Origin of the sequence: Polaribacter irgensii 23-P (genome assembly GCF_000153225.1) — a bacterium.
Taxonomy (GTDB): Bacteria; Bacteroidota; Bacteroidia; order Flavobacteriales; family Flavobacteriaceae; genus Polaribacter; species Polaribacter irgensii.
The window spans coordinates 339,326-351,816 of the sequence record NZ_CH724148.1 but is presented as its reverse complement, the minus strand read 5'-3'; the positions used below and the strand labels follow the sequence as shown (position 1 = coordinate 351,816).

The window sequence follows — 12,491 nt, the reverse complement described above, 5'->3', positions numbered from 1 at the left end:
GGAGATGTCAGATTAGTTTTGTGCAAATCTAGACAAATAAAAATAAAATTACAGAGGGACTAAAGGGAGTATCTTTTTAGACAATCATTTTGCTGTTAAAAATTTTAGTGTACCTTGTTTTGAATTATAAATTCAGGATAATGAATGCATTCGTTAGTTATAAAGCAGAAGAGAATTACGCAATAATTACCATTAATAACGGAAAGGCAAATGCGATTTCTCACGAGGTAATTGCAGGTTTAAATGCAAGTTTAGATGTCGCAGAGCAAGAAAATAAAGTCGTTATTTTAACGGGTATATCTGGGATTTTTTCTGCAGGATTTGATTTAAAAGTCATGGCAAAATCATCAGATTCAGCAAAGGAACTGGTGACAAAAGGATCTCGTCTATCCCTTAGAATGTTGGCTTTTCCGCAGCCTATTATTCTGGCTTGTTCTGGTCATGCAATTGCAAAAGGTGCATTCTTACTGCTTTCTGTAGATTATAGAATTGGTGTGGAGGGTGACTTTAAAATTGGGTTGAATGAGGTAATGATAGGTATGACCATGCACAATGCTGGAATTGCAATTGCAAAAGCACGTTTATCTGAAGTGTATTTAAATAGGAGTGTGAACAATGCGGAAATCTATAATTCTAAACAGGCGGTAGAAGCTGGTTTTTTAGATATTATTGTCTCTCAAGATGCCTTGTTGATGAGCGCAATTAAAGCGGCAGAAATGTTTTCGAAGTTAAACAAGAAAGCACATGCAGCAACGAAACTAAAAGTTCGTAAATTCCATTTAGAAGCTTTGGAAGTTGCAATTGAATTGGATCTGAAAAGTGAGATTTCTATACATCCCTAATTTTGATGTTCTAAATGGAGTATAAATTTAAATCTTCCGATGTATTTTGGATATTTTAAGAAATGGAAACGCCTTTTCTATTCTTAATATATAGGGACGTTTGAGCTGGAAGGATTTTCATAGATAGGTATAAGTTTACTAACATTAGTATTTCTTGAAAACTTTAACTCCAGCTTTAATGGTTGCATCCAAATGATTTTTTCTTGGCGTAAGTGGGCATGAATATTTATCGTTATAAGCGCAGTAAGGGTTGTAGGTGTTATTGAAATTTAAGGTGATGGTACCATTTGAATTTTCATCTGTTGTCATTACATCCATATAGCGTCCTCCACCGTAGGATTCATTTCCCGATGTAGCGTCTGTAAAAGGTAGGAAAAGATTATTTTTGAATGCGACATCTTTTAAATCATCCTGACTTCGATAGATCGTTAATTGGTGTTTTTTTCCTTCTAAAGAAAATGACAAGTATCCATATTCTTTGTAAAGGGCAGTCCTATCTGTGGTTGTAGCCATTTCAAAAGTTGGCGCATTTGTTATTTTCTCTAAGGTGGCAATTACAATAAAAGAGGAGTCTACAGGGAAGAAGTCTAAACCTTTAAATATCTTTAAGTCTTTCTTTTTTAAAGGTGTTTTAGAAGCGTCTTTATAGCTGGCGTTTAATTGTTGCTGATATTCAGTTGCTCCTACTATTGCTCTTTTTTGTTGCGAGTTGCAGGCTTGCAAGATGGCAATAATACAGAGTAAGATTGTTGTTTTTTTCATTTTATTGTTTTTTTAAGTGAATGAGAAGAATACTGTTGTACTGTTCTTGCGTGTATGTTTTTATTTTTTCTGCGTCTTTTATTACATGCATAGAAGAGACGCTGTCAGGGTTTATTTCTCCCATTATGACTGAAGAAATCTTTTTTCCATCTAAAAGATAAAGAATATTAGATTGTTGTTTTTTTAGATTTGTGTTAAAAAGATACTTTTCATTGTATGTAAAATTTTTATAGGCAGTTTCTTTTTTTGTCCGGCATTTATAAAAAACAAGTGCTAAAAGCATCACAAGTGAAAAAGTAAAATAACTATTTTTAGGATTATTCATAGGTGAGTATTATCAATTATAAACAGACTGTTTAAAGATTACAAGTCGAGGCGCATGCCTTCAATAGCAAAATTAAAACCTAATTTTTGAGCAATGGCTTTTTCGTTCGAAAGTTTTTGTAATGCTGGATTGGTATGATTAAAATGAATAAAGTAAATCTTATTTTTTATTGAAATAGCTTCTTTTTTAAATAAGCGCATCGTCTCTTCAATAAAGGGATGCGGGATTTTGGCCATGGGCCTATCAACTTCACCATCTTGAAAAAAGGTAGCGTCTAAAAACGCGTAGTCTACTTTTTTAACTTCTATAACAATATTTTTTTTCCATTTCTCCCATTTGTCTATATCAGGAATAAATAAAGCTGTTTTGTGCATTCCTTCAATTTTATAGCCAATGGTCTCAGAAAATTCGTCCCTATGGGGCACTAAAAAAGGAGTTACTTTTAATTTGTTATTTAAGACAAGTGTCGAATCCGCTTGTAGCTTATTAAAAACAATATTTCTCAACTTTACGAGTTGACTCCAAGGGCCATTTTTAGTCAAATATGTCCGCATTTTTGGCATTGCAAATACTTTAGTCTCTTTTTGACCTAGTGCTTCTTTTCCGAAATACATTAATCCAGTATAGTGACCAATGTGAGCATGTGTTAAAAAGATACCATCAATGAGCTCATTTGTCTTTAAGTGATTTTGTTCTAAATCAGCTAATTGTGTCGCAATGTCTGGAGTTGCTTCAAACAACCATTTTTGTTTATTTTCAGTATCTACCAACCCTAAAGAAACTACTTTTTGTTTTTTATACTTGCCTTCATAGAAGTTTGTACAACAGGACTTTTGACAACCAATATGGGGGTAACCTGCATCTTGTGCAATTCCTAAAACGGTAATATACTGTTTAGATAAGGATGTTTTTTTATTTAATTCTATTGCTGTGTTGCGGCACAATAAAGAAAAACAAAAAACAAGTAAAAGTTGTTTTGTCATAAAAAGCAAAAACTAAAGATAAAAAAAAAGCACCAATATAAATTGATGCTTTTAGAATGGATGTTTTTTTATAGTTGAACTCTCCAACCGTGGAGGTCTTCAGATTTATTTGTTTGAATATCAGTAATTGCTTTTTTCAGAATGCTTGCAAAAGGCATTTCTAATGTTGGTAGCTCATAGTCTTTTTCTTGAAATCCAAAGCCAGTAATTGGCGAAATTACCGCGGCAGTTCCAGTTCCAAACATTTCTTTCAAAGTGCCAGACTGAGCGGCTATAACGACTTCTGCAACAGATATTTTTCTTACTTCAACAGCGATGTCTAAATCCTCGGCAAGTTGAAGTATACTTTTACGTGTGATGCCGTCTAAAATTCGATCGTTTGTTGGGCTTGTTAGCAAGGTGTCATTGATTCTAACAAAAATATTCATTGCGCCCGCCTCTTCGATGTATTCGTGCGTATTATCGTCTGTCCAAATTACTTGGTTGTAGCCTTTTTCAATCGCCAATTGTGTAGGGTAAAATTGCGCCGCATAATTACCACCTGCTTTCGCAAAGCCAACACCACCATTTGCGGCACGCGCATATTTCTCTTCAATTAAAACGTTTACTTTTCCTGCAAAGTAAGCACCAGAGGGCGCAGTACAGATCATTAATTTATATTCATCTGCGGGAGATGCATGAAACCCGTTGCCTGAGGCAAACATAAAAGGTCTTATGTACAAAGAGCTTCCTTCATTTGTAGGAATCCAAGCGTCGTCTACTTTTAGCAATTCTTTTAGACCTTGCATAAAAACGTCCTCAGGAATTTGAGGAATTACCAAGCGCTCTGCAGATTTATTTAAACGCTTACAGTTTTCTAAAGGTCGAAATAATAAGGTGTTTCCTTTGGCATCCTTGTAGGCTTTCATTCCTTCAAAAATAGATTGTCCATAATGAAAAATCTTAGCAGAAGGGTCTAAAGCGATCGGAGCGTAAGGAACAATAACAGGGCTTTCCCATTTCCCGTTTTTATAGGTGCAAGTAAGCATGTGGTCAGAAAAAACACTTCCAAAGGGCAGATTGTTAAAATCTACAGATGCTATTTTAGACTTTTCTATACGTGTGATTTCTATGGTAGCGCTCATATTTTATTGTATTAAATTCGAGTACAAATGTACATAATTTATTCATCGTAAGGAATATATAAATCGGCGTTTTGCTGTTAAATTTATTATATTTGTAGGCAATGTTTAAATACAATACTCATGAAATTAGTTATTGGTTACTGCCTTGTTCTACTCTTTAGTCTTTCAGCTTGTAAACAGAACAAAAAAGAAAGTATAACGATACCACCTTCTTCAAATCAACTAAAATTTGCCTCTTTTGGAGAGAAAATAACAGAGGACAACGCGATGAGTTCTACAGAAATGTTTGCGAAATTTGAAAACATGCATTTTGGAGATACGGCACTTGTGAAATTTTCAAGTACTATTAAAGCGTTGTGTACTAAGAAAGGTTGTTGGATGAAGTTGCCTTTAGGAGCAACTGCAGAAACGATGGTTCGCTTTAAAGATTACGGCTTTTTTCTGCCTTTAGATGCCACAGGAGAAAAAGTTATTGTTTCAGGAAAGGCATTCTTAAAAATTACATCTGTAGACGAATTGCGTCATTATGCCGAAGATGCCGGAAAGTCTGAAGAGGAAATATCAAAAATTATAAGGGTTAGAAAGGAGTTTTCTTTTGAGGCTAGTGGTGTTTTACTGAACGTAAAATAACAGGAATTACAATGTAAGTACATTCTATACTAACGAGGGTTCTATTCCAGGGACTTCATAAATTTGTTTAATAGTTTTGAAGAGAGAAATTTTAATTACATCAGACGGTTCTACCACCATTCATTTACCCGATTGGGACGAGCAATATCATTCTAAACACGGGGCTATCCAAGAAGCATATCATGTTTTTTTACGTGCTGGTTTAGATATAGTTTCCACTAGTGCTAAAAAAATCGAAATCTTAGAAATCGGTTTCGGTACGGGTTTAAATACATTTATTACTTTTCTAGAAGGTAGGGATAAAAAAGTAGAGATTGACTATGTTGGCGTTGAAGCATATCCTGTTGCAGCAGCAGAGGTCTTAAAATTGAATTATGTTGAGGAATTAAAAGCGACCGCAGATCAAGATATTTTTGATAAAATGCACGCGCTACCTTGGGAAGAGAAACAGGAAATTTCTAAAGAATTTCAACTTACAAAGCGAAAACAATTTTTTCAAGACATTACGGATAAAGAGGCATTTGATTTGATTTATTTTGACGCTTTTGGAGCGAAAAATCAACCAGAATTGTGGACAGAAGCCATTTTTTTAAAGATGTTTGATGCGATTAGAAAAGATGGAGTCTTGGTTACTTATTGTGCCAAAGGCAGCGCAAGAAGAGCCATGCAGGCAGTTGGTTTTATTGTAGAACGAATTCCAGGACCTCCTGGAAAAAGAGAAATGTTAAGAGCTACTAAGAAAAGCGCTTCTTAACGAGGTGCCAATTTTATATGGGTGGTTAATCGCTTATTTATGTACATTTAAACAATACAATAAATGGAATTCAGAAGAAAGTTTGGTAGAAAAAAAGAAGCGAAACCTACAAAAGGGCTTCTTTTTATCGCGCTATTGGGATTGGCAATACTATTATGGTTTAAAATGGAAGCTATTTTAGAAGCTTTATTTTAAATTTCAGGGGCTTACTTTCGGGGCGGTAAATTACAGACATCGATAAGAGATAAAGAAAACCCTGAGTTTTGTAAGCAATCAAAGAATGAAGTAAGCTGTGGTCAGTTATAATTGATGCTTTTAGAAATAGAAATAAGAAGGCAATACAGGTGTAAAAGTTTGGTTTTTCTTGCGGTACTTTTAGATAGATTTATGGTGAAAATAGAAAAAATTATTTTAGGGATAGATCCAGGAACCACCATCATGGGTTTTGGTTTGATAAAGGTTATTGGAAAGAAGATGGAGTTTATTCAAATGAATGAACTGATGCTAAAAAAATACGATGATCATTATTTAAAATTAAAATTAATATTCGAGAGAACGATCGAATTAATAGATACCTATAACCCTGACGAAATTGCAATTGAAGCTCCCTTTTTTGGTAAAAATGTGCAGTCAATGCTAAAATTAGGCAGAGCACAAGGAGTGGCCATGGCTGCGGGCTTGTCACGCGAAATTCCGATTACAGAATACCTTCCAAAGAAAATAAAAATGGCCGTTACGGGAAATGGAAATGCCAGTAAAGAACAAGTCGCAATGATGTTGAAATCTTTATTAAATCTAAAAACTTTGCCCAAAAACTTAGATGCTACAGATGGTCTAGCGGCGGCTGTGTGTCATTTTTATAATTCAGGGAAAGTAGTTGGAGGTAAAAATTATTCAGGGTGGACGAGTTTTGTGAAAGAAAACGAAAAACGAGTTAAAAAGTAATGGCAGGCATCTATATTCACATACCATTTTGTAAACAAGCATGTTTTTATTGTGATTTTCATTTTTCTACTTCTTTAAAGAAAAAAGAAGAGATGCTTGTTTCTCTAGTAAGAGAAATAAAGTTGCGAAAAGAGGAACTAAAAGGTGCCATTATAGAAACTATTTATTTTGGAGGAGGAACACCATCTGTATTAAGTACTGAAGAAATTAGGGGATTAATAGCTGCGGTATATCTAAATTTTGAAGTGATAGAGAATCCAGAGATTACGTTAGAGGCAAACCCCGACGATTTATCCGAAGAAAAATTAATAGCACTCTCTAAATCTCCAATAAATAGATTGAGTATTGGTGTTCAATCCTTTTTTGAAAAGGATTTAAAGTTAATGAATCGTGCACACAACGCCGCAGAGGCAAAGAAATCATTGGCATTAGCAACACGTTATTTTGATAATATTTCTTTGGATTTAATTTATGGAATCCCTGGATGTACGAACGAAGAATGGAGAACAAATATAAAAACAGCACTGAGTTTTGGAATTCCTCATATTTCTAGCTATGCACTTGTTGTAGAGCCATATACTGCTTTAAAAACAATGATAGAAAAAGGGAAAATTAAAAATGTAGATGATACAAAGACACAGCAACAATTTCAGATTTTAACGAAGGAGTTGGCCACTGCGGGTTTTATCCACTATGAATTGTCTAGTTTTGGGAAAGAAGGTTTTTTTGGTAAGAATAATTCTGCGTATTGGTTTGGTGTTGCTTATTTAGGTATTGGACCTTCTGCACACTCTTTTGATGGAAAACAACGCAGTTGGAATGTTAAAAATAATGTCAAATATATTAAAGCTATCCAAGAAAACGCACTGCTAATCGAAAGAGAAACTCTGTCTCTTACAGATCGTTACAACGAGTTCGTGATGACAGGTTTGAGAACTATGTGGGGCGTTTCTTTAGATAAAATTAAAGATAAATTTGGAGAAAAGTATCTAAATTATTTAGAGAAACATTCTAAAAAACACATTGAGGAAGCGTTGTTATTTGTTGAAAATGGAACTTTAAAAACAAGAAAAAAAGGATGGTTTCTCGTTGATGGAATTGCTGCAGATCTTTTTATGTTGAATGAATAGGTTTTCTCTAATCTATAGAAACTGAAGCATTTTGTGGGTTTAAAACTTATCTTTGTGCACAAACAAAAAAGAATTAATTTTAGGAAACATGAAAGCAATTATAGAGTACAATTCTAGAAAAATTACCATTGATGTTTCTGAACCCATAGATATTTCTATTGCATTAGATGTATCAAAAGAAAATGTAAATGCCTGGTATGTTGGGGCGCCAAAAATATTTCCGGTAGATTTCGATGGCGAAATTGCAAAGGTGTCAGAGGGTGCGGTGGTCAACTTTAACAACATTCATTTTAATCCACATGCGCACATTACACACACGGAATGTGTGGGACATATTACAGAAGAATTTCATTCTATAAATCAAAATTTAAAACATTATTTCTTTGTTGCAGAGGTCGTTACAGTTGCTCCAGAAAGTAGTGGAAAAGACTTTGTTATTTCTGAAAAACAATTGAAAACTGCGCTGCGAAATAAGAAACGAGATGCAATCGTAATTCGGACCATACCAAATCTAAAAGAAAAGAAATCAATGCAGTACTCAAATACAAATCCGCCCTATTTACTGGAGGAAGCGGCTATCTATTTGCGTGAAAAAGGAATCAAACATTTATTAATTGACTTGCCTTCTGTAGATAAAGAAAAAGACGGCGGACAATTGTTAGTGCACAATGCATTTTGGAATACTGCTGGCATAGTGCGCTTAGATGCTACAATTACAGAGTTTATTTACGTTCCAAATGCGGTTGAAGATGGGGAATATTTGTTGAATTTAATGATTGCACCATTTGAAAATGATGCCACTCCAAGCAAGCCTGTATTATATAAGATTATAAAATGAGGTATTTCAAAAACGAATAGTGGAGCAGTGATTTCTATGCGTAATTGGTTTCTTTTAAACGTTTCTGTTTGGTATTGATGTTCTCTTTGTTTTTTTTAAGAGAAGCTGAAAAAGCCAACGTGAATGTATATTCAAAATTTATAGATCTTGAAGGAGGATAGGTCTCATACATAGCGGGGATCAAAGGATTCCAATACTTTTATTCCATGGGCCTAAAAGTATCTTTGTACACTCGGTGCAATGCGATAATTAAAATTAGAAAAGGAATCCGTTTATTCGTTAAGATGTAACAGCAACCAGTTTGATTAGCCAATACAGAAACGCAAATTATTCCAATAGGAAGTATAGCTATTTTTAAATCAATTTTCACCAAACTTTAAATGGTTGGTTTAAATAACTCTGATCATTTTCTTACGAAAGACTGTTTAAGAAGGTTGAAACGCATCGCATGCTTTTTTAAAGAAATAAAAGAAAGATGCTCTTTTTTCTAATAATTAAGTTAAAAGTTAAAACCATTTTTTACGTTTAAAATACCACACGGAAATAACGGTAACAAAAGCCATAACGGCTAATAAAAGAAAGTATCCATTTTTAGATTTTAGTTCAGGAATGTTAACGAAATTCATACCATAAATCCCCGCCAGAAAAGTGAGCGGAATAAAAATAACAGATAAAATCGTAAGCGTTTTCATTACCTCGTTTAAACGATGCCCTTGAATACTAAAAATTAAGTTTATTTTACTTTCTAACTCTTGAAGTTCAAAATCTATATTTGAAATTAGATTATTGGTTTGCTCTTTTAATTCACCAAAGTATTTGGTGTCAGAACCATCGATGTCTATTTTTTCTATCTTAATAATCGTATCTTTTAAACTGATGGTGGCTCTTTTAAAATTGAAAAGCTCCTGTTTTCTTTTTTCTACTAAGGAGGTAAATTCAGGGGTTGGCTTTATGTTTTCTGAGTTCAATTTGTCAGAATTTAATGCAGCATTTTCTTGGTAGGTTTCGTGATAATTGTCGATTATAGATTCTAATAATAAAAATAAGAGATAGGCTGTTTTTTTCTTTCTAACGATTCCTTTGTCCCCAACGAGTCGCTCGCGAATCCAGTTGAAATAGTCACCTTTTCTCTCTTGAATAGACCAGAGAAAATCTGCAGAAACAATAAAAATTATTTGCTCAGACTCTAATTGGTTAGACTTGGTAAGAAGTACACGGATCGATATAAATAGTATATTGTCTAAAACAATTACTTTATTTGGATGTTCTTCATCTCCTAATAGTTTTATTAAAAAGTCGTCTAATTTGTTTTGTTGGATTACTTTTTTAAAAGATTCATGAAATCTAATTCCATATGTATTCACCCACTTTACATCTGCCGGGTGCTCACTTAAATTTATTTCGGAAATAGCAGAAAAATTAGATTTTTCAAATTCCTTGTCAGAATAACAGATGATGGAAGTGTTGCTTAGAAATTCATTTTCCATTTAAATAATAATTGTAAATTTGATAGATAAAGATACTTTTAAATATATAAAAATGATCTTTTTAACGCGAAGATTTTATGGATATTGAAGAGTTAAGAGATTTTTGTATTGCAAAAAAAGGAGTTACGGAGCACTTTCCTTTTGACGATGTAACCCTCGTTTTTAAGGTCATGGGTAAAATTTTTGTGCTTATAAGATTGGATGCTTGGGAACAAGGTGCGCAAAAAATAAACTTAAAATGTAATCCTGACAAAGCGATAACGCTGCGCGCTGCATTTGAGGGTATTGTTCCTGGTTGGCACTCAAATAAAAGACTTTGGAATACGGTTACTATGAATAATAGTGATGTCTCTGAAGATTTGGTAGGAGAATTAATCAATCATTCTTATGAATTGGTTGTAAGCGGATTGACGAAAAAGTTGCAGATAGAATTAGAAAATAAGTAAAATGAACAAGCAAGAACTCAGGCGTATATACAAACAAAAAAGAGCAGCTTTGTCTTTTGAAGAAATTAGGGAGCTGCAAGAGAATATGTACCAGCAAGTGTATGATTTGGATATTTCTGCCGTGAAAAATGTTCATTTCTTTCTCTCTATAGAGCTTTTAAAAGAGATTGATACAGCGCCTTTGATCGCTTATTTTAGAGCTAAAAATAAAAGGATTGTGGTGAGTAAATGTAATTTTAAAGACAGCTCCTTGACTCACTTTTATTTAGAAGAGAACAGCATATTAGAATTAAATAAATTTGGTGTTATGGAGCCTATAGACGGAGAACAGACTTATGAACCGGTTTTAGATATGATTTTTATTCCTTTATTAATTTCTGATGCTAAAAAATATCGAGTAGGATATGGCAAAGGGTTTTATGATCGATTTTTATTAAAATGTCGAGAGGATGCCAAATTCATCGGGTTAAATTTTTTCACACCTATTCAAGAAATAGAAGATATCGATGATTTTGATATTCCTTTGCATCAGGTAATCTATCCGTTATAAAGTATAAAGCGCCTTTTATTCTTTGTAAATTTGTAGTAAATAATTTTAAAAAATGATTGTACAGGGGAATATTGTCGACATCTTACAAAAACGAATTTATAAAGGTGAAGTCGTTGTTGAAGATGGAAAGATTGTAGCAATTCGAGAAGCGTCGCACGCAGTTAATCATTTTATTTTACCAGGTTTTGTAGATGCTCACATTCACATAGAAAGCTCAATGTTGGTGCCTTCAGAATTTGCGAAAATTGCGGTAATTCACGGCACGGTTGCTACCGTTTCAGATCCGCATGAAATTGCAAATGTATTGGGTATTCGGGGTGTAGAATTTATGATCGAAAACGGAAAAAAAGTCCCGTTAAAATTTAATTTTGGTGCACCAAGTTGTGTTCCTGCAACCTCATTTGAAAGTGCGGGTGCAATTATAGATTCTGAGGATATTAAATGGATGATGAAAAATCCCGATATTAAATATCTCGCAGAAATGATGAATTATCCCGGGGTTTTATTTGACGATGAAGAGGTGCTTAAAAAAATACAACACGCAAAAGACAATAATAAACCCATCGATGGTCATGCTCCAGGATTGAGAGGAGAAGATGTGACGAAATACATTGCTGCAGGGATTTCTACAGACCATGAATGTTTTACTGCAGCAGAAGCCCTGGAAAAGTTGCAGAAAGGAATGAAAATATTAGTGCGAGAAGGGAGTGCTGCAAAGAACTTTGAAGCGCTAATTGATCTATTACCAGAGTATTTTGAGAACATGATGTTTTGTTCAGATGACAAGCATCCAGATGATCTTTTAGTAGGTCATATAAATCAGCTATGTGCAAGAGCTGTGGCAAAGGGAATCGATGTTTTTAAAGTCTTACAAGCAGCGTGTATAAATCCAGTGGAGCATTACAATTTAGAGGTTGGCTTGCTGGAGCAAGGAGCCGCTGCAGATTTTATAGTAGTGGAAAATCTAGAAAATTTTAAGGTTTTAGAAACCTATATTAATGGTGTTTTGGTGGCTAAAAACGGTGTAAGTTTTGTAGCATCTGTTCCTTTTGAAATACTAAACAACTTTAATACTGATAAAAAGGAGGTTGCTGATTTTAGGTTGGAATCGTCGTCGAAAAAAATTAAAGTTATTGAAGCTTTAGATGGTGCTTTGGTGACCAACCAAATCGAAGTGAATTCTAAAATTATAGCGGGTAATTTGGTGTCAAATACACGTGCTGATATTTTAAAAATGACCGTTGTAAATCGGTATAAAAATGAAGTTCCTGCGATTGCATTCATTAAAAATTTTGGGTTCAAGGAGGGTGCTATTGCAAGCTCTGTTGGGCACGATTCTCATAATATCATTTCCGTGGGAGTTTCTGACGCTGACATTTGTCGAGCGGTAAATTTAATTATAGAAAATAGGGGCGGTATTTGCGCTGTAAACGCATCTGAAGAAAAAATAGTTTCATTACCCGTCGCTGGGATTATGTCTGATTTGTCGGCACAAGAAATAGGGAGGGCTTATGCTGATTTAGATAAAATGGCAAAACAAATGGGAAGCACTTTAAGTGCGCCCTTTATGAGTTTATCCTTTATGGCATTGTTAGTGATTCCTGCTTTAAAATTATCAGACAAGGGATTGTTTGATGGAACTACTTTTCGATTCACCTCTTTAGAAGTAAAGTAG

At 34.1% G+C, this 12,491-nt stretch carries 15 protein-coding genes; 10 read left to right on the top strand and 5 right to left on the bottom strand.

Annotated elements, in window-relative coordinates; all coding sequences use genetic code 11:
• Positions 1-140 precede the first annotated feature (140 nt).
• A complete protein-coding gene (locus tag PI23P_RS01515) occupies positions 141-842 on the top strand; it encodes a crotonase/enoyl-CoA hydratase family protein (RefSeq protein ID WP_004568941.1) in 702 nt (233 codons plus the stop codon).
• Positions 843-986: 144 nt separating this feature from the next.
• Here the strand turns inward: PI23P_RS01515 and PI23P_RS01510 are convergent, their stop codons facing one another.
• The 4 genes from PI23P_RS01510 to PI23P_RS01495 form a co-directional block, all read right to left on the bottom strand.
• On the bottom strand, positions 987-1,604 hold the full coding sequence (locus PI23P_RS01510; RefSeq protein ID WP_004568940.1) for a DUF1684 domain-containing protein: 618 nt from the start codon (positions 1,602-1,604) through the stop codon (positions 987-989).
• A 1-nt stretch (position 1,605) separates the two neighbouring features.
• The gene (locus tag PI23P_RS01505; protein ID WP_004568939.1) at positions 1,606-1,929 is read right to left on the bottom strand and encodes a hypothetical protein; all 324 of its coding nucleotides are present in this window, start codon (positions 1,927-1,929) and stop codon (positions 1,606-1,608) included.
• A gap of 38 nt (positions 1,930-1,967) precedes the next feature.
• Entirely contained in the window at positions 1,968-2,912 is a 945-nt protein-coding gene (locus PI23P_RS01500; protein ID WP_004568938.1) for an MBL fold metallo-hydrolase, read from the bottom strand.
• A gap of 68 nt (positions 2,913-2,980) precedes the next feature.
• A complete protein-coding gene (locus PI23P_RS01495) occupies positions 2,981-4,036 on the bottom strand; it encodes a branched-chain amino acid aminotransferase (RefSeq protein ID WP_004568937.1) in 1,056 nt (351 codons plus the stop codon).
• A gap of 120 nt (positions 4,037-4,156) precedes the next feature.
• Here PI23P_RS01495 and PI23P_RS01490 point away from each other — a divergent pair, with 120 nt between their 5' ends.
• From PI23P_RS01490 to PI23P_RS01470, 6 genes are all read left to right on the top strand, one after another.
• On the top strand, positions 4,157-4,666 hold the full coding sequence (locus tag PI23P_RS01490; RefSeq protein ID WP_004568936.1) for a DUF4920 domain-containing protein: 510 nt from the start codon (positions 4,157-4,159) through the stop codon (positions 4,664-4,666).
• A gap of 76 nt (positions 4,667-4,742) precedes the next feature.
• Entirely contained in the window at positions 4,743-5,420 is a 678-nt protein-coding gene (gene mnmC2 / locus PI23P_RS01485) for a tRNA (5-methylaminomethyl-2-thiouridine)(34)-methyltransferase MnmC2 (RefSeq protein ID WP_004568935.1), read from the top strand.
• Positions 5,421-5,483: 63 nt separating this feature from the next.
• Positions 5,484-5,615, top strand: a complete 132-nt coding sequence (locus PI23P_RS12825) for a hypothetical protein (protein ID WP_004568934.1) — start codon at positions 5,484-5,486, stop codon at positions 5,613-5,615.
• 195 nt (positions 5,616-5,810) lie between these two features.
• On the top strand, positions 5,811-6,365 hold the full coding sequence (ruvC, locus tag PI23P_RS01480) for a crossover junction endodeoxyribonuclease RuvC (RefSeq protein ID WP_155811776.1): 555 nt from the start codon (positions 5,811-5,813) through the stop codon (positions 6,363-6,365).
• Positions 6,365-7,495, top strand: coding sequence for a radical SAM family heme chaperone HemW (gene hemW, locus PI23P_RS01475; RefSeq protein WP_004568932.1), 1,131 nt, complete (start codon positions 6,365-6,367; stop codon positions 7,493-7,495). The genes ruvC and hemW overlap by 1 nt, the downstream gene beginning before the upstream one ends.
• Before the next feature lie 88 nt (positions 7,496-7,583).
• The gene (locus PI23P_RS01470) at positions 7,584-8,333 is read left to right on the top strand and encodes a cyclase family protein (protein WP_026288471.1); all 750 of its coding nucleotides are present in this window, start codon (positions 7,584-7,586) and stop codon (positions 8,331-8,333) included.
• Positions 8,334-8,839: 506 nt separating this feature from the next.
• Here PI23P_RS01470 and PI23P_RS01465 read toward each other — a convergent pair.
• Entirely contained in the window at positions 8,840-9,820 is a 981-nt protein-coding gene (locus PI23P_RS01465; protein ID WP_004568929.1) for a CorA family divalent cation transporter, read from the bottom strand.
• Between the two features lie 77 nt (positions 9,821-9,897).
• Here PI23P_RS01465 and PI23P_RS01460 point away from each other — a divergent pair, with 77 nt between their 5' ends.
• Genes PI23P_RS01460 through ade form a run of 3 tightly spaced genes read left to right on the top strand, consistent with a single transcriptional unit; the run spans position 9,898 to position 12,491 of the window.
• Positions 9,898-10,266, top strand: a complete 369-nt coding sequence (locus PI23P_RS01460; protein WP_004568928.1) for an MmcQ/YjbR family DNA-binding protein — start codon at positions 9,898-9,900, stop codon at positions 10,264-10,266.
• Between the two features lies 1 nt (position 10,267).
• On the top strand, positions 10,268-10,816 hold the full coding sequence (locus PI23P_RS01455; protein WP_004568927.1) for a 5-formyltetrahydrofolate cyclo-ligase: 549 nt from the start codon (positions 10,268-10,270) through the stop codon (positions 10,814-10,816).
• Between the two features lie 52 nt (positions 10,817-10,868).
• Positions 10,869-12,491, top strand: coding sequence for an adenine deaminase (gene ade / locus PI23P_RS01450; protein WP_004568926.1), 1,623 nt, complete (start codon positions 10,869-10,871; stop codon positions 12,489-12,491).